Consider the following 19307-nt stretch of genomic DNA (forward strand, 5'->3'; position numbering starts at 1 on the left):
ATAGAAGGATACATAGATTGATTACATAATAAAAGGTGGTAAATATGAGTTTACTTAATGAGATTCTTAATTTTAATGAACAGTTTGTAGAAAAAGGTGATTATGTTAAGTATAGAACGGATAAGTTCCCTGAGAAACGTATGGTCATCATAAGCTGTATGGATACTCGGCTCGTTGAACTATTGCCAAAATCCTTGAATATCAAAAATGGCGATGTCAAAATCCTGAAGACTGCCGGGGCAATCGTCTCCCATCCATTTGGAAGTGTCATGCGAAGTATCCTGATTGCCATTTATGAGCTAAAGGCAGATGAAGTATTCGTCATACCTCACCATGACTGTGGAATGGCATCAGTAGATGCAGATTCTGTAGTAGGGAAAATGGTTGAACGTGATATTCCACAGAGCACCATCGATACCCTTGGAGCTGCAGGAATAGATATTCGCAGTTGGCTTCGCGGATTTGATGATGTTTATGAAAGTGTTAAGAAAAGTGTGGAAGTGATTAAAGGACATCCTTTAATACCTAAAAATATTCCTGTACATGGTCTTATCATTTCACCCGATACAGGGAAGCTGGAATTGATAGTCGATGGGTATGCGGAAGAACAAAAATAATATATTTATCGAAGCTGTCGGGATTATTTCCGGCAGTTTTTTTCAAATTTTAAGCAATACTATTTATTTTTATCCTTTTTTTTGATAAAATCGCGAAGTGTAGTTTGTCACTAATACAAACGGGTGGGCGAGGGATAAATTTTATAAGGATACAACATGAAGAAATTAAACTTGGAAACGTTTTTCCACTTTTCAGACTATGGAACGAATGGAAAACGTGAAATCCTTGCTGGAGTCGTCGGCTATTTTACGATAGTCTATATACTCATCGTGAATTCCCTGATTTTATCGGAAGCGGGCATACCAGTTAATGGTGCAGTGATTGCCACGATTCTTTTATCTGCTTTAAGCTGTGTCATGATAGGAATTTGGGCGAATGTCCCAATCCTCCTCGTTCCAGGAATGGGCGTAAATGCCCTTTTTGCTTATACCATGGTTCAAGGGATGGGTCTATCTTGGCAATCGGCGCTTGGTGCTGTGTTTATCTCAGGGGTTATTTTTGTAGTCATTGCTTTTACAAAATACTCTAAGTTAATCAGTGAGTCAATTCCAAGTTCGATAAAAGAAGCCATATCTGTTGGTCTTGGCTTATTCTTGATGCTAATCGGTCTCGAGAAGGGCGGGATAATCACGGGAGGTTCATCATCTATCGTCGCATTGGGAGATTTAAGCGATCCAGCAGTGTGTGCAACGGTGTTAACCTTTTTACTGGCAATCACGCTATTCATCAAGAATGTCCCCGGTAACTTCATGATTACCATCCTGGCAGGTAGCCTTATTGCCTATTGTTTCGGGACGGTTCAACTATCGGAAATCCATTTTTCAGGCATAGACACAGCTTCCTACGGCGATCTCTTCTTTTCATTATCGTTCATGGAAGCGGACCGAATTGAATTCTGGATAAGTGTATTTGCGATGACGATGGTTCTTGTTTTTGAAAATATTGGTCTTGTACACGGGCATGTAGACAGTATCAACCGCCAGGACGCCTATAAAAAGTCGCTGCAGGCGACAAGTGTTTCCGTTTTATTTTCAGGTATATTCGGATCGAGCCCTACCGTTGCAACAGTTGAAACCGCAGCAGGAATCGCATCTGGAGGCAGAACCGGTTTTACTTCAGTGGTGACGGGTTTGCTATTCATTCTATCATTGCTGTTTATACCAGTGATTAAAGTGATCCCTGATAGCGCCATTGCCCCCATTTTAATTATTATTGGCATTTTGATGCTCGGAAACATTAAAAAGCTGGATTTCAGCGATTTAACCGAGAGTATACCTGCAATCATGATCATCACGATCATTCCATTCACATACAGTATCGCGGATGGAATGGCATTCGGTTTCATTCTGTACCCGTTCTTGAAGCTTGTTACCGGAAAGGCGAAAGAAGTGTCAGCCCCGATGTATGTGAGTGCTGGAATGTTTATCGTCTATTTCATCATCAGTATGCTCGGTTAATATTATGGAAGAGCGGTTGGAATGAGTTCTCTCTTATTCCAACCGCTCTTCTTATTGTATATTTTTGACGAAAAAAATGGATTTATTGTGAATTACTCGATGACACATCCATTCTGAAAATGCTATGATATAGAATATTAAAAAATGATAAATGACTAGCAGCATATTAGAGGATGTGACAGGATGATTATTGAAGGTTTAAAAAGCCATGGATCAGGTAATGATTTCTTAATAATTGATGAATTGACTACGGCCTTGACGTTTACTGAAGAAGAGCGAAAAAATTTCGCGAAGGCCCTATGCAATAGGGAAAAGCTTGGAGCGGACGGTATTTTGTTTGTAATGGAAAGTGAACAGGCTGATTGCCGGATGCGTGTTTTTAATGCGGATGGATCGGAAGCTTCGATGTGTGGCAATGGACTTCGCTGTGTTGCGCGTTATGCGAACGACGTTCTAGGGCTCGATAAAATGATTGTGGAAACGATGAAGGCAAATCTACTCGTGGAGAAAACGGAAGATATTTATGAGGGCATCCCGACTTTCAAGGTGGAAATTTCCCCGGTAAGTTTTAATGTAAAGGATCTTCCTCTTGTATTAGCAAAAGAACAATTGCTAAACGAACCAATGCCGGAACTTCATGATACCCTTTTATTTTCGGCATTGGCGGTTCCTAATCCACATTTAATCACGCTCGTCGATAGTGACGTTTTGCAAAGTGATTTGCAGGCAGACCTTTCGACAAAGGTCAATCAACCGAATGCGCTTTTTCCTGATGGTGTCAATGTCAGCTTTGTGAAAGAGCTTGAACCAGGGAGCATTTATGTGCGGACATTTGAACGGGGAGTAGGCTTCACTAATGCATGTGGAACGGCGATGTCAGCTTCAAGCCTAGTAACATGCTCTGTTGGAATTAACTCATTGGAAAGTGAAATATCTGTCTATAATAACGGTGGAAAAGTTAAATGCGTCGTCCATCATGATGAAGAAAGCCAAAAGTATTCAATAGATTTAATCGGGAATGCAACATATGAATTCAAGGTATTGATCGATATAAACTTAGATCAGCCCGAAAAATTCAAAATGCTTGAAAAACAGGTTTTTGAATCGGAAACAAGCTTATATTCCAAGCTGCAGGATGAAGTTCAAAGTTATTTGAAAACGACATTATAAATTTAAAGACCAACAATTAGTTGGTCTTTTTTTGTTTTAGGAATGACAATACTTCCAAAAAGGCTGGGCCATTATCGACAAGTCTGTAATCCATAAATGGACACCCTTCCCTTTTTAATCTGTTTGGTACGGTTTCAATCGTATAGTCCTTCAACTGGAGACTTTCGTCCACTTCCTTCCAAAACAAAGGTGTGGCCACACCCGCGAAAGAATTTCCGCGTGGGGAATAAGGAACAATTATGGTTTTTCCTTCACTATGCTGTACAAAGTCCAAGTAAAGTCGATTATGCCGATTTATTTTCATTCTTTCCGTTGTAAAATCATTTGGGTTGGAACTGGTTAGGTAGTCGCCGAGAAAGTCGGTGAATATGCGTGTCTCCTGATAAGTAAATCTGTCATCAGGCAGAGGGATGTGAATTTGCAGTCCTTTGTTACCTGACGTTTTTACAAAAGCCTTTATCCTTAATGATTCCATCACTTTTTTAATTTCCTGTGCGGCCTTTATCGCCAATGAGAAAAATTCGATGGAAGGAGGGTCTAAGTCCAGGACGATTTCGTCGGGCCTTGTTTTACCCGCTTTCTGAAATGGGGCGTGGAATTCCAATGCAAGTTGATTACCAAACCAAAGAAGCGTTTCAATATCGTTACACAGCATATACTCGATATCCACATCCATGAACGTTTTAATAAAGTCCGGCGCATAATCAGGTTTGTTTTTCTGGAAAAATCTTTCTTTATCCATAGTGCCATGAGGATAACGGATTGTCGTAAGCAGTTTATCCTTTAAGAAAGGTAAGAAGAAGGATGAAACCTCTCTTAAATAATGGAGGTATTCAACTTTTACCACCTTTTTTCTACCAGTTATCCAAAGCGGTTTATCCTTGGAGGTTATTTGTACAGTATCTGGAAACGTGTACTGGCCTATCACGAATTTCTCCCATGTGCATTCTTCGGGAGCCGTTTGTAAAAGCCATTGCGAAAACTGAGGTTCACGCAATTCATTTTCCTCATATACGTGTAGGAATTGAACTTCGATGCAAATGGATGGATGGATATAAAAAAATTGTGCATCCTCATCTGATGCATTTTGCTTGATCAGTTCATGCAATATCCCTTTATCTTGAGCACTCAGTCCATTTTTAACACTTCCGATTTTCGTTGCGGCACCTTCTTTTAAAACTGCGAGGGAAACGTAACCATTTTCTTTGTGCAATGCTGTAATGAAACAAGAAACGGTCTTCCAATTTTTCACTTTGATCCAAGATGTAGTACGTTTTCCTTCTTGCCAAGTACCCCGAACTTCCTTAGCGACAACCCCTTCGCCATCTAATAGGATGACCTTATTCAAGGCATTATCCAAAACGTCAAAACTCTCAATTAATTGGATCAAAGCCTTATCGTTGGGGTCAGGCGGCATAGGAAAACCAAGTGCTTCACCCATATTCAGCATCAATCCTCTTCGTTCTTCCATAGGTTTAGCAGCTATGTCCTTTCCGCTGATGCGAATCAGGTCAAACGCAATAAACCGGCATGGCGAAAAATGAGCTTTTTCTGAAATTAAGGATTGTTTCCCAAGGCGCCCTCGCCACTGGATTTGGAAAAAGTCGGCCTTTGCTTGATTGGTAAGCCAAACCAACTCTCCATCTAACTGTAGCGGGAGATAATCTTCCAGGTCCAAATTTTTGATGTACGCAATGATTTCTGGGAATTGTGGTGATAATTCCTTCTCGTTTCGACTCGAGATGCTTATCGTATCGGAGTCTATCGTTAAAATTGCCCTAAAGCCGTCATATTTGACCTCATAACGCCAATCTTTGGAGGTGGGGGCTTCAGGGTAATAGGTTGGCAGCATTGGTTTCATTTAGTTTTACCTCCGCAAATAATTGATTAACATTATTTTGCCAAAAAAACGAAGTGTTAGAGTTGGCAATTGTTTTTTCGGTTTTTTTTGAACAAAGGGGAATAATAAAATTGTTCTTCTCTTTAAAAATAAGTTATGAGGTGACGAATATGCATACGATGTGGAAGGGGAGCATATCATTCGGTTTGGTGAACATTCCGATTAAACTTCATGCTGCAACGGAGGATAAGGATATTTCTTTAAGGACGTTGCATAAGGAATGTCATTCACCGATTAAATACGAAAAAGTTTGTCCGGTATGCCAGAAAGAAGTGGGTAAGGATGATATAGTCCGCGCTTTTGAGTATACAAAGGGAAAATTTGTTGTCTTGGAAGACAATGAACTAGAGCAACTGAAAAAACAAAACGAAGAAAAAGCCGTGGAAATTGTGGATTTCGTTAAAATAGCAGAAATAGATCCCATATATTTTAACCGGAGTTATTACATGTCGCCTAATGATGGAGGGATAAAGGCTTATTCCCTTCTGAGACAGGCCCTCAAGGAATCGGATAAGGTAGGGTTAGCGAAAATCATCATACGCTCAAAAGAACAAATGGCGGTAATTCGAGTCGTTGATAATACCTTGGTGATGGAAACGATCCATTATCCGGATGAAGTTCGTTCAACAGCGGATGTACCGAATATCCCTGCTAATGATACCATTGTAAAAAAGGAAATAGATACTGCCGTGTTATTGATAGATCAATTAACGACTACTTTCGATCCGGCAAAATACACCGATGATTATCGAACCGCATTACTTGAATTGATTGAATCGAAGAAAACGGGACAAACGACGATTACAGCCAAAACAAAAGAGCCAGTTTCCAACAATGTAACAGATTTAATGGAGGCTTTACAGGCATCCATTGACCGAACGAAACATGATGAACCGGAAAAGAAAAAGACGACCCGAAAGAAAGCGGCACCGAAAAAAAAGAAACAAGCATAAAACAGGAAGCTGAGCGGAAGACGCATTATGTCGCTCGGCTTTTTGCTCGTTTTAGCCAAGGGAATGGCAAGATTATGAAAGACTTTACAAAGAAATAATTCGTTAAAATTACATAAGTAATGCATGTACAAATAGGTATTGGATCAATATGTCCCGATTAATGGGATTAAAAGAAAATAGTGGATGAAAATGAAGGCAAAAAAATTCGCTCCCTAAAGAGCGACAATGAGGAATTCAATCGTGAAAATCAACATATAGGCGAACGGTTGTAGTTTTCGACTATATATTGTGTTCATATTCTACCATATTTAATTCTGAAATAGCAACAAAATTACTAAACTATCCTATGATTTTTTCTGGAAATCAATGATATTCGACCGCTTAACGGATCATGGGGGATTTTGTATGTTCCGATCCACTATATTCTCATAAATAATTACAGAAAAAATGGATTTTTAGTATAATTTAAACATATGGGATGATATAAATTAAAATGAACGGAAGATGATGTTAAAAATGGAAAATGGAAAAATCAAATCGCTTCATGCCGGAAGGCCCAAACAGGAAAATTTTTCGAATATCGATATCTTTTCAGCCATGGATAAACAAGCACAGGATAATGTGACAGTAACTAGATCTGGCATAATTGGTGATGGGGTAGGTAATGTAAAGTTCCATGGGGGTCCTGATCGGGCTTTGTGCTTTTACCCCTTTGAGCATTATTCATTATGGAATGAAAAATTCTCTAAAAAGCTGGATATCCCTGCATTCGGTGAAAATTTAACCATAGCGGGGATGACGGAGGTATCAACATATATCGGCGATATTTATCAAATAGGCGAAGTGATTGTTCAAATTAACCAGGGGAGGATTCCTTGTTCGACCATTTCCCACTTCAATCAAGAACCTAAGTTTTTGGAACTCGTGCTAAAAACGAGTTTCACTGGTTATTTTGCAAAAGTACTTCAAGAAGGAACGATAAATAAACAAAACGAAATCGTGCTAATAGATCGTTTGCAAGAAAAAATTTCAGTTCATTATGCAGCAGAGGTGATCCTTCATAAACGAGATGGGCTGGAAGGCGCAAACGCTTTACTTAAACTGGATCCGTTAGCGGAAGCCTGGAAACAAAGGATATTAAAGAGAGTTCAAGCTGCAAAAGATTGAATGATTTTTGCAAAAGTGAAAAAAATGACGATCAGGTATTGAAATTGACAGATTATTAATGTAAATTAAATATAATCAAATTTTGAAATCTTGTGAAAATTATATAAATGGATCTTATCGAGAGAGGTGGAGGGACTGGCCCGAAGAAACCTCAGCAACCAGCTTAGGCAAAGGTGCTAAATCCAACAAGCAGAGCTTGATAGATGAGGAGAATGTTTCAAAAAACCTTCTTCTTTGAGAAGGTTTTTTTTTCTTTTCTCTCATACTCATAGAAAACGACAAAAACAGGATTGTTTTTGAGAGAGGATGTAATGATGAATTTTCGTAAAGAAGTGAAAGAAAGAATGCTGGTTGGGGAAGGGGCAATGGGGACCTTACTGTACTCTAATGGCATCGATCAATGTTATGAGGAATTAAACTGTACGAACCCAGATCAAATAGTGTCCATCCACCGTGCTTATTTGGAAGCTGGTGCAGATATCCTTCAATCGAATACCTACGGAGCCAACTTCAACAAATTGAAACGCCATGGACTAGAAGATGAAGTAAGCAGAATCAATCGCCAGGGAGTCATCCTTGCTAAAAAAGCGGCAAAAGGAAAGGCATATGTCTTCGGTACCATAGGGGCACAGCGGAGTATCAGGAAATCGGATTTAAGCATTGAAGAGATAAAGCGAGGTTTTCGAGAACAGCTATACAGTCTGCTGATGGAAAATCCTGATGGGATTCTCCTAGAAACATTCTATGACCTGGAAGAACTTGAAACCGTCCTGCAAATCGTTAAAAATGAAACTGGACTGCCGATCATCGCAAATGTTTCGATGCATGAACTGGGTAATCTTCAAAATGGAATCCATTTAAATGAAGCCTTTCAAAAACTTGAGCAATTGGGTGCCGATGTTGTTGGGGTGAATTGCCGTCTCGGTCCACATCATATGATTAGGGCCTTGGAAGAAGTAAGTTTGCCAAAGCAAGCGTCGATTGCCATTTATCCTAATGCCAGCCTTCCGGATTATGTGGATGGAAGGCTTGTCTATAAAGCTGTGCCGGAATATTTCGGTTCAAGTGCCCTCGAGCTGCGTGAGCAAGGTGCCACGATCATAGGAGGCTGCTGTGGAACGACGCCTTTGCATATTCAAGCTGTAAAGAATGCAATTGGAAGTTTGGTACCAGTAAAAGAGAAAATAACTAAAACCCGTGAAATAGAAATAATTAAAGTGATTGATAGAGAGTTGGAAATCCCACTTTACGAAAAGGCCAAAACTGAAAGGACGATACTAGTTGAACTTGATCCACCGAAAAAGTTGGGAATAGAGAGTTTCATGACTGGTGCTGAGGTTTTGAAAAAAGCAGGGGTCGATTCAATTACATTAGCGGATAATTCACTTGCTTCACCAAGGATATCGAATGATGCACTGGCTAATTTACTGAAGAACCAATTGAATGTAACGCCGATGGTGCATATAACATGCCGGGATCGGAATTTAATTGGCCTGCAGTCACATTTAATGGGTCTGCAGACAGTGGGGCTGAATGAGTTATTGATCATCACCGGAGATCCTTCTAAAATTGGGGACTTCCCAGGTGCCACTTCGGTTTATGATTTATCGTCGTTTGACCTGATAAGTATGGTCAAACAATTTAATGAAGGTCTTTCCTATTCCGGTCAAAGTTTGGGCCAACGGGCAAATTTTAAAATTGCCGCCGCTTTTAATCCCAATGTGAAATATCTGGATAAAGCTGTTCAGAGAATGGAAAAGAAGATTGCATGTGGTGCTCAATCCTTTTTGACACAGCCAATTTATTCGGTGGAGCAGATTGAAGAGGTATATGAAGCTACAAAACATTTAGAGACCCCGATTTTCATCGGTATCATGCCCTTGACAAGCACACGGAACGCCGAATTCATCCATAATGAAATCCCAGGCATCAAATTGCCTGATAATGTTAGAAGGGCTATGGCTTTAGCGGGGGATGACCCTGTAAAGTCAAGGATTGAAGGGGTGAATATCGCACGAGAGCTAGTGGACGCGGCAAGGGAAAAATTCAAGGGCATATATTTAATCACTCCGTTCCTTCGCTATGAAATGACGGCGGAACTTACGAAATATATTAGAAAAGTCGATAGTAAACAAACATCAGAGGTGGCAGTACATGAATAAAAAAGCGATTCAAGAACAGTTGGATACTAAGATTCTCCTTCTTGATGGAGCGATGGGGACCATGCTCCAAGCGGAGAATTTAACAGCAGAGGATTTTGGCGGGGAACAATTCGAGGGCTGCAATGAGTATTTATCACTGACACAACCAGAAATCATCCAATCCATCCATGAAAAATATTTAGCGGCAGGCGCTGATATCATTGAAACAAATACCTTCGGAGCGACAAGCATCGTGCTTGAAGAATACCAAATAAGCACAATCGCTTACAAGCTTAATAAAATTTCAGCCGAGCTTGCCGTTAAAGCATGTGAAAAGTATTCAAATGAAGATTGGCCAAGATATGTGGCTGGCTCGATGGGTCCCACTACAAAAACGCTTTCCGTAACAGGGGGAACGACTTTTGATATTTTAACCGATTCCTATGAAGAACAGGCACTTGGTCTCTTGGATGGTGGGGTGGACTTGCTATTGGTGGAAACCTGTCAGGATATGCTTAATGTCAAGGCTGCCTTTTCGGGAATCAAAGCAGCCTTCGCTAAAACAGGAAAAGATGTGCCTGTCATCATATCAGGTACGATCGAACCGATGGGCACGACACTCGCTGGCCAGTCCATAGAAGCTTTCTATTTATCGGTTGAACATATGAAGCCCGTGGCTGTCGGCCTGAATTGTGCAACAGGTCCGGAGTTCATGATAGACCATATCAGGACACTTGCAGATATAGCAAATAGCGCCATCAGTTGTTATCCGAATGCTGGGCTCCCGGATGAAGAGGGTCACTATCATGAGTCACCGACTTCCCTTGCGGAGAAAATGAAGCAATTTGCCGAAAAGGGATGGGTCAATATCATTGGGGGCTGTTGTGGTACGACACCAGAGCATATTAAAGAACTTTCCAGGGTCCTCGAAGGCATTCAGCCCCGTGCTATTACGACCTCAGCCCATGGTCATGCCGTATCAGGCATAGAGCCGCTCATTTATGATGATTCAATGCGCCCTTTATTCGTTGGTGAGAGAACGAATGTTATCGGATCTCGAAAATTCAAGGAGCTGATTCGTGGAAAGCATTACGAGCCAGCTGCTGAAATTGCACGTGCCCAGGTGAAAAAAGGTGCCCATGTCATTGATATCTGTCTTGCCGATCCTGATGGGGATGAACTTGGCGATATGAAGGAGTTCGTAGAAGAGGTCGTCAAAAAAGTGAAAGTCCCTTTGGTCATCGATACTACAGATGAAGCCGTACTTGAACAAGCATTAAAACATTCACAAGGAAAGTCCATCATTAATTCCATTAATCTTGAAGATGGTGAAGAACGCTTTGAAAAAATTGTACCATTCATCCATCAATATGGTGCTGCCGTTGTCGTAGGAACGATTGATGAAATTGGGAYGGCCGTCGATGCTGAACGGAAATTGGAAGTGGCTACACGGTCGGTGGATTTGCTTGTCAATAAATATGGTCTAAACAAAAGTGACATCATTTTTGATCCGCTGGTATTTCCTGTAGGGACGGGAGATGAACAATATATCGGATCTGCTTTAGAAACGGTGAAAGGAATAAAGGCGATCAAAGAAAAGTATCCGGAATGCTTAACGATACTTGGCATTTCGAATGTTTCATTCGGTCTGCCAGCAAGGGGAAGGGAAATTCTAAATGCCGTTTTCCTTTACCATTGTACAAAAGCAGGTCTCGATTATGCTATCGTTAATACAGAAAAACTTGAACGTTTCGCTCTGATACCTGAAGAGGAAGTGAAATTGGCTGAGGCACTCCTGTTTGAGACATCTACAGAAACTTTAGGTATCTTTACCGAGTTCTATCGTGGTAAAAAAGCGGAGAAGAAGGATAATGGTGTTATCCTGCCATTGGACGAACGTTTAGGTAACTATATTATCGAAGGAACGAAAGAAGGATTAATTGATGATTTAAATAAAGCAATTGAGCGCGGTGATACCCCATTGGAAATCATCAATGGACCATTGATGGATGGGATGAGTGAAGTGGGTCGGTTATTTAACGACAACCAACTTATTGTCGCAGAAGTGCTTCAGAGTGCAGAGGCAATGAAGGCGGCTGTATCTCACCTTGAGCCGCTAATGGAAAACTCTGAAGATAGCGCTAAAAAAGGAAAGATCCTCTTAGCTACTGTCAAGGGGGATGTACATGATATCGGGAAAAACTTAGTGGATATCATCCTATCCAATAATGGCTATGAAGTCATTGATTTGGGTATCAAGGTCGCACCGCAACAAATCATTGAAGAGGTTCGAAAACATGAGCCAACCATCATTGGCCTATCTGGGTTACTGGTTAAATCAGCACAGCAAATGGTTTTAACCGCACAGGATTTAAGGCAGGCGGGAATAGATACCCCTATTTTAGTGGGAGGGGCAGCGCTATCCCGTAAATTCACCGATTTTAAAATATCACCAGAATATGAAGGACCTGTTTTATATTCCAAAGATGCGATGGATGGTTTAGCTGTAACGAATATTTTACATGACACTGACAAAAAAGTGGTGTATTTAAAAGAGTTAGTCGAGAAACGAGAAAAATCGAAAGTCAATGCCGCCATTGCTGCCACGATGGAAAAACCTGTTCGGAAGCAGTCCGCAGCTGCGCCTTTGAGTAATGTGCCTGTTCAAAAACCGCGTGATATCAAACGTCACGTCCTGAAAAACTATCCATTGGATGTAATCCAGCCATACATTAATAGGCAAATGCTGATTGGACATCATTTGGGCTTAAAAGGTAAGCTCGCCGAATTGCTAAAGCAGGGGAATGAAAAAGCAGTGCAGCTGAATGCGCTTGTTGATGAATTGATCGAATTCTTAAAGACGGAACCCGACTACGGCTTGCATGCAATTTATCAATTTTTCCCTGCTCAAAGTGAAGGAGACAAACTATTGGTTTACAACCCGGAAAATCACCTGGAGATATTGGAGACTTTTGACTTTCCTAGGCAAGATACCAATCCGCACCTTTGTTTAGCGGACTTCGCGAAACCGGTTTCCTCCGGACAAATGGATTATGTTGGTTTCTTCCTGGTAACCGCCGGAAAAGGGATCAGAAAATGGGCAGAAAAACTAAAGCTTGAAGGTGATTTCTTGAAAAATCACGCCCTTCAATCACTTGCTCTCGAAACGGCTGAAGGGTTTGCCGAAAGAATTCATCAATTAATGCGTGATGATTTAGGTATAAGCGATCCGATTGAAATGTCTATGAAAGAGCGGTTTGCCGCTAAGTACACCGGGCAAAGATTTTCATTTGGTTATCCAGCTTGTCCTAATCTGGAGGACCAGGAAAAGCTATTCCGCCTGTTACAACCTCAGGATATTGGCGTGGAATTGACTGAAGGATGCATGATGGAACCTGAGGCTTCCGTTTCAGCCATAGTTTTTGCACATCCGGAAGCACGTTACTTTAATGTCGATCGGTAAGCATATGGATAAGGCAGCGGTATTTTTTACCGCTGCCTTATTGCGCATGAAACCTCTTGAATGGTACATCTTAATGGTCAAAAGGAAGGGGATGCAGCATATGAAGAATCCGCTTAAATTATTTCTCACCATAGTATGTTCTTTCATTATTTTTTTGTTATTGACGGATGTGCTGGCCATTCATGTACATGCAATGGTTCCCGAAGAGATGGAACCGATCCTAAAAAGTAAGGAAAATCAGAAAGTCGCTTATTTGACTTTCGATGATGGACCTTCTTTGAATACGATGGAGATATTAGATATTTTGGACCGCTATCATGTTAAGGCCACATTCTTCGTTAAAGGTAACGAAGAACCATACGCAAAGGAATGCTATCAGGAAATGATTTCCCGAGGTCATGCGATTGCCCTTCATTCTTATACACATGATTATTCCATCGTTTATCGATCGACCGAGAGCTTCTTTCAAGATTTGAATAGGCTTGAAACCATGCTGCAAAAGGAGTTTGGGGTTAAAAGCCGTATTGTACGCCTTCCTGGCGGTTCCAATAATCGTCTTAGGCATCAGGCTGCAACTAAACCCATCATTAATGGAATCCTTCAACAACTAATGGAAAAAGGGTATATTTATTTCGATTGGACGATTGATTCGACAGATGGGATCAGTCCATCAATAAGTGAACAACAAATCATTACTTCCGTACAAAAAGGCACGAAAGATCAAAAGCAAGTTAATATCTTGCTGCATGATATCAATAGTATGAAAAATACAGTGAAGGCATTGCCTGATATTATTGAATATCTTAAAAAAGAAGGGTATACCTTTGATACTATTGACGAGACAACCCCAAAAATACAATTTAATTGATGAACACATTGTTTATGTTAAGTAATTTAAGGTATAAGATAAGAGATTAGATTACTTTTGCGAAAGGATTTATCGTTTCTATGATGCCATCATTGTTTTTATCACATGGAACACCTTTATTAGCTCTGGAAAAAAATAGCTACACCTCTTTTTTGAAGGATTATATGAAGGGTATGGAAAAACCAACTGCCATCGTTATTTTGTCAGCACATTGGGAAAGTGAAGATCAGATGATTTCAGCGGTAGGGAAGCATGAAGTCATTTATGATTTTGCAGGGTATCCTGAAGAAATATTTCAGATAACATATCCTGCTTCGGGGTGCCTGGAGCTGTCCGATCGAATTTTAACCTTATTGTCGAGGATAGGTGTATGGGGGCAACTTGATGAAAGGCGCCCCCTAGATCATGGAGCATGGGGGCTTTTGCACATTATGTATCCTGAAGCTGACATCCCGATCGTATCTATGTCCATTAATCCTGCACTTCCATTGGACAAGCAGTATGAAATCGGGAGAACATTGAGGGAATTAAAGGAAAGTAATGTTTTAATCATCGGGAGCGGTGGAATTGTCCATAATTTCACCCATATTCAGAAGGATATGCATGTTGCAGAGGGGTGGGCAATCAACTTTGAGAACTGGGTTGAAGAGAAAATCATGAAATGGGATTTGGAATCTTTGTTTAATTATGCAAAAATCGCTCCTTATAGTACAGATGCTGTGCCTTCCAAAGAGCATTTCATTCCATTGATCATCGCAATGGGAGCAGGAGATATCAACAAAAAATCGGCTCTCCTTCACAGAACATTTCAATATGGCAATCTGAGTTTAACAGCTTGGAAGTTTGATTGAATTGTAAGGGGTTTCAGTCTAGTTAAATATACCTGAAATATAAACGATATACAAAAATACAAAAATCTTTTTTTAGCGAAAAAAAGGCTTAAATGAGCAAAAAAGTCAATTTAAAGCGTAATTTGACGAATTAAACAAAAATATAGTTTAAAAAAGGTTGCATAAAGTTGTTTAACCTTTGGATATTTCGACAAAAACATGTTAATATAACATCTGAAAACGTTTTATCCTTTAAAATTTTATTATTCAATAACCAAAGTTGTTAATTATATATCATATTTTTGGGGAAAATTTAGAAGAAAGAATTTGGGGATAGATAAAACGAAATGCAAAAAATTATGAGAAAAATTTGGGGGTTTACAAAATGACCATCAAGGACGCTAAGGCATACGACCCATGGAAAACTTTTTCAGGTCCAAACCTTGGGTATGTCATGGAGCAATACGATCTATTTCAAGCCAACCCGGAAGAAGTAGATCCGGAACTGAAAAACTTTTTTGAAGTATCAGGTCCTCCTTCATTCGATGTATCGGCTGAAACAACAATCGGAAGTGCACCAACTGTACAAACTAGAGAAGTTCTTCCAATGAAGAAAATAATGTCTGCAGTTACGTTAGCAGAAAACATCCGTGCATACGGACATCTTGCAGCAAATATTTATCCTTTAAAAGAAGAAGCTCTAGATACGGAACAAATTCACTTTGAAAAATATGGATTGACCGCAGATGATTTAAGGAAAATACCGGCTGACTTAATTTGTCCAGAATCACCTGAAAACGTGAAAGACGGATACGAAGCCGTTCAATACCTAAAACAACTTTATACAAAAACGATAGCCTTTGAATTTCACCATGTTAATGACTTGGACGAAAAGCAATGGCTTACTGATATGGTCGAATCCGGAAAAATGTTCCCGGAAGTGGCTAAAGAGAAAAAAGAACTATTACTTAAGCGATTGAATGAAGTTGAAGGTTTCGAGAAATTCCTTCACCGCACATATGTGGGGCAAAAACGTTTCTCCATTGAAGGACTAGACGCCCTAGTGCCGATTTTAGATGAAATGATTTCACAAACTGTTCAAAATGGAACAGGGAATGTGAATATTGCCATGGCTCACCGGGGACGTTTGAATGTGCTTGCACACGTACTAGGAAAGCCATATGAGGTCATTTTCTCTGAATTCCAACATTCACCTAATAAAGATTTGGTTCCTTCCGAAGGTTCAACAGGCATTAACAACGGATGGACTGGTGATGTTAAATACCATTTAGGTCTGGATAAACAGATTACTAATGCTAACATACAAAAAGCAAGGGTTACACTTGCCAATAACCCAAGTCACTTGGAAGTAGTCGGTCCAATCGTGGAAGGGTATTCTCGTGCGGCACAAGAAGACCGTTCAGAAAAAGGATTCCCTGTCCAAGACATTTCCAAATCACTTGCAATCCTGATTCATGGTGATGCAGCATTCCCAGGTGAAGGTATTGTTCCTGAAACGTTTAACTTAAGCCGTTTACGCGGTTATCAAGTTGGCGGCGCTATCCATATCATCGCCAATAATATGATTGGTTTCACAACGGAAAGTGAAGATTCACGTTCAACTCTATATGCCAGTGATTTGGCAAAAGGCTTTGAAGTGCCGATCGTACATGTGAATGCAGATGATCCAGAGGCATGTATGGCTGCGGTGAACCTTGCAAACCTATATCGCGAAAAATACAATAAGGATTTCTTGATCGACCTGATCGGTTACAGACGTTTCGGCCATAACGAAATGGATGAGCCATTGGTGACTCAACCTGAAATGTATGCATTAATTCATAAGCACCAAACTGTCAAAGAGCTTTATGGGAAGAAACTCATTCAATCTGGTGAGTTCACTGAAGCTGAAGTTAAAGCAATTGCTGAGCAAGTGGATACAAGGCTTGCGGATGCATATGCGAAAATTTCCGGAAATAAACCGGAAGCTTCTAAGGAATGTAATCCTCCTGGGATTATTGAAAGAGGACTTCCAGCCATTGAAACGGCTGTTCCGAAACAAGAACTGGTTTCAATTAACGAAGAACTTGTTAAGTGGCCGGAAGGATTCACTCCTAATAAAAAGTTAGGTAAGATTTTATCACGTCGCTTGGATTCCTTTGGTGCTGACGGTAAAATTGATTGGGCTCATGCCGAGACATTGGCATTTGCATCCATATTGAGTGACGGTACTCCAATCCGTTTGACAGGACAAGACTCAGAGCGTGGAACATTCGCTCAACGTAATATCATGTTACATGACAGTGTTAATGGAAAAACATATTCACCACTTCACACACTTGAAACTGCTAAAGCTTCTTTCGCTGTTCATAACAGCCCGCTTACTGAAACGGCAGTTCTAGCTTATGAATATGGTTATAATGTATTTGCTCCAGAGGCACTAGTATTATGGGAAGGCCAATTCGGTGACTTCGCAAATACAGCACAAGTGATCTTTGACCAATTCATTGCGGCTGGCCGTGCAAAATGGGGTCAAAAATCAGGTCTTGTCATGCTGCTTCCACATGGTTATGAAGGACAAGGGCCAGAGCACTCAAGTGCACGCCTAGAACGTTTCCTTCAATTAGCGGCTGAAAACAACTGGACAGTTGCTAACTTAAGTTCGGCAGCTCAATACTTCCATATCCTTAGAAGACAAGCTAAGATTTTGGATCAAGAGCAAGTTCGTCCGCTTGTCATCATGACACCGAAGAGTATGCTTCGTAATCAAGTGATGGCTTCTACAGCTGAAGAATTCAGTGAAGGCTCTTTTGAATCATTCGTTGAAACTAAAGCTTTAGGCAAAAAACCTAAATCGGTTGAACGCATTGTTTTTGCATCAGGTAAATTGGCGGTTGAACTTCGTGAAAAAGCGGCAACTGAACAAAAAACGGACTGGTTGCAAATCATCAGTATCGAAGAAATTTATCCATTCCCGTTCACTGGCGTTCAAGAAGCTTTGAAAAAATATACAAATCTTAAAGAAATCTTCTGGGCTCAAGAAGAACCTAAGAACATGGGGGCTTGGACATTTGTTGAACCTCGCCTTAATGCAGCGGCTCCTGGGAATCTTTCAGTGACATATATAGGAAGGAAGCGCAGATCAAGCCCGGCTGAGGGAGATCCGCTTGTCCATAAAAATGAACAACAACGGATTATGACTCAAGCAATTACACGCAATAATGAGGGGGAGAAATAAAATGGCTGAAGTAAAAGTACCTGAATTAGCAGAATCAATTTCTGAAGGATCTATTGCGCAATGGTTAAAACAACCCGGTGATCATGTTGAAAAAGGCGAATATGTCCTTGAACTTGAAACGGATAAAGTAAACGTGGAAATCATTTCAGATTATACGGGTACTCTTTCGGAACAATTAGCAGAAGAAGGCGATACTGTCCAAGTTGGACAGGCTATCGCTATCGTTGATGAAAATGGGTCAGCTGCAGCAGCTCCAAAAGCGGAAGCTCCTAAGGCTGAAGTAGCCAAAGCAGAACCAGCTAAAGCGGAACAAGCTGCTCCTGTTAAAGAGGCTCCTAAAGCTGAAACGAAAGAAGCATCATCCAATCAACAAGTCATTGCTTCACCAGCTGCAAGGAAATTGGCTCGTGAAAAAGGAATTGACTTGACTCAAGTGCCTGTAGTCGATCCACTAGGTCGTGTACGTGTACAAGATGTTGAAGCAGCAACAAATAATGCACCTGTGACAGCTGCTGCAGCTCCAACACAAGCTCCTGCAGCTAAACAAGCAGCAGCTCCTGTTGAAGTGAATGATGATCGCATTGAAGTGGTTAAGATGACTCGCCGTCGTCAAACCATTGCCAAACGTCTAGTTCAAGTACAATCCGAAGCAGCCATGCTTACTACTTTTAACGAAGTCGATCTTTCTGCAGTCATGGAATTGCGTAGCCGCCATAAAGATTCTTTCGTGAAAACAAATGATGTTAAACTTGGTTTCATGTCATTCTTCACTAAAGCGGTCATTGGCGCATTGAAAAAATATCCGTTATTGAATGCAGAAATCAAAGGCGACCATATCCTGAAAAAGAACTTTTATGATATCGGTGTAGCCGTATCCACTGATGAAGGTCTTGTCGTTCCGGTGGTAAGGGATGCTGACCGCAAAAGCTTTGCTGAAATCGAAAAGAACATTTCTGATTTGGCTGTTAAAGCGCGTAACAACAAACTGGGACTTTCAGATTTATCTGGTGGTACTTTTACCATCACAAACGGAGGGACTTTCGGTTCCCTATTATCTACACCAATCTTGAATGCCCCTCAAGTTGGGATTTTGGGCATGCATACAATTAAGACGCGTCCAATCGCTGTTGGAGATCAAATCGAAAACAGACCAATGATGTACCTTGCATTATCTTACGATCATCGTATCGTTGATGGAAAAGAAGCGGTTGGTTTCTTAGTAGCTATCAAAGATATGCTAGAAGATCCAGAACAACTTTTACTTCAAGGCTAATAAATCATGAAAACCCCCCATGTCATAATGACATGGGGGGTTTTTTTTGTGAATGAGTTTAACTGAAAGGCATATTTTCATTGAAAAAAAGATAATGGGGTCATGCAAAGGGTTTGTCTCTGTTGTGAATGTTTTTGGAGGTATTTTTGAATGTATTTGAATATTTTTAAACGTTTGTGATTGATTATTCCTTTGTTTTCATATATGATGATGATATTAAAGTGAGGTG

12 protein-coding genes and 1 riboswitch are annotated in these 19307 nt (G+C 40.5%); of the genes, 11 read left to right on the forward strand and 1 reads right to left on the reverse strand.

The genetic code is table 11. From position 1 onward, the window contains the following. Positions 1-44: 44 nt before the first annotated feature. The 3 genes from AC1DVK_RS14395 (at position 45) to dapF (ending at position 3245) form a co-directional block, all read left to right on the forward strand. Complete coding sequence (locus AC1DVK_RS14395) at positions 45-617, forward strand: beta-class carbonic anhydrase (RefSeq protein ID WP_061463560.1); 573 nt, start codon at positions 45-47, stop codon at positions 615-617. Between the two features lie 156 nt (positions 618-773). Beyond that, positions 774-2075, forward strand: coding sequence for an NCS2 family permease (locus tag AC1DVK_RS14400; RefSeq protein ID WP_089364012.1), 1302 nt, complete (start codon positions 774-776; stop codon positions 2073-2075). A 183-nt stretch (positions 2076-2258) separates the two neighbouring features. After that, positions 2259-3245, forward strand: coding sequence for a diaminopimelate epimerase (dapF, locus tag AC1DVK_RS14405; RefSeq protein WP_089364011.1), 987 nt, complete (start codon positions 2259-2261; stop codon positions 3243-3245). Between the two features lie 16 nt (positions 3246-3261). Here dapF and ligD read toward each other — a convergent pair whose 3' ends face one another. Then, the gene (gene ligD / locus AC1DVK_RS14410; RefSeq protein WP_410860921.1) at positions 3262-5106 is read right to left on the reverse strand and encodes a DNA ligase D; all 1845 of its coding nucleotides are present in this window, start codon (positions 5104-5106) and stop codon (positions 3262-3264) included. A gap of 149 nt (positions 5107-5255) precedes the next feature. Between ligD and ku the strand changes: the two genes are divergently transcribed. The 8 genes from ku (at position 5256) to odhB (ending at position 19078) form a co-directional block, all read left to right on the forward strand. Beyond that, complete coding sequence (gene ku, locus AC1DVK_RS14415) at positions 5256-6098, forward strand: non-homologous end joining protein Ku (protein WP_410860919.1); 843 nt, start codon at positions 5256-5258, stop codon at positions 6096-6098. 516 nt (positions 6099-6614) lie between these two features. Next, positions 6615-7265 (forward strand): MOSC domain-containing protein, encoded by a 651-nt coding sequence (locus tag AC1DVK_RS14420; protein WP_410860918.1) that lies wholly within the window; start codon positions 6615-6617, stop codon positions 7263-7265. Positions 7266-7376: 111 nt separating this feature from the next. After that, positions 7377-7475: riboswitch (SAM riboswitch) on the forward strand. A 104-nt stretch (positions 7476-7579) separates the two neighbouring features. After that, complete coding sequence (locus AC1DVK_RS14425; RefSeq protein ID WP_477626763.1) at positions 7580-9427, forward strand: bifunctional homocysteine S-methyltransferase/methylenetetrahydrofolate reductase; 1848 nt, start codon at positions 7580-7582, stop codon at positions 9425-9427. Further along, positions 9420-12869: a methionine synthase gene (gene metH, locus AC1DVK_RS14430; protein ID WP_477626764.1), complete on the forward strand. Its 3450-nt coding sequence runs from the start codon at positions 9420-9422 to the stop codon at positions 12867-12869. The genes AC1DVK_RS14425 and metH overlap by 8 nt, the downstream gene beginning before the upstream one ends. Further along, complete coding sequence (locus AC1DVK_RS14435) at positions 12856-13737, forward strand: polysaccharide deacetylase family protein (protein WP_061463553.1); 882 nt, start codon at positions 12856-12858, stop codon at positions 13735-13737. Before metH ends, AC1DVK_RS14435 begins: the two co-directional genes overlap by 14 nt. Before the next feature lie 83 nt (positions 13738-13820). Then, positions 13821-14588: a dioxygenase family protein gene (locus AC1DVK_RS14440; protein ID WP_477626768.1), complete on the forward strand. Its 768-nt coding sequence runs from the start codon at positions 13821-13823 to the stop codon at positions 14586-14588. 364 nt (positions 14589-14952) lie between these two features. Continuing rightward, complete coding sequence (locus AC1DVK_RS14445; protein WP_089364858.1) at positions 14953-17805, forward strand: 2-oxoglutarate dehydrogenase E1 component; 2853 nt, start codon at positions 14953-14955, stop codon at positions 17803-17805. A 1-nt stretch (position 17806) separates the two neighbouring features. Continuing rightward, positions 17807-19078 (forward strand): 2-oxoglutarate dehydrogenase complex dihydrolipoyllysine-residue succinyltransferase, encoded by a 1272-nt coding sequence (gene odhB / locus AC1DVK_RS14450; RefSeq protein ID WP_477626765.1) that lies wholly within the window; start codon positions 17807-17809, stop codon positions 19076-19078. Positions 19079-19307: the final 229 nt, after the last annotated feature.

The organism is Peribacillus sp. P4_B1 (assembly GCF_056402395.1).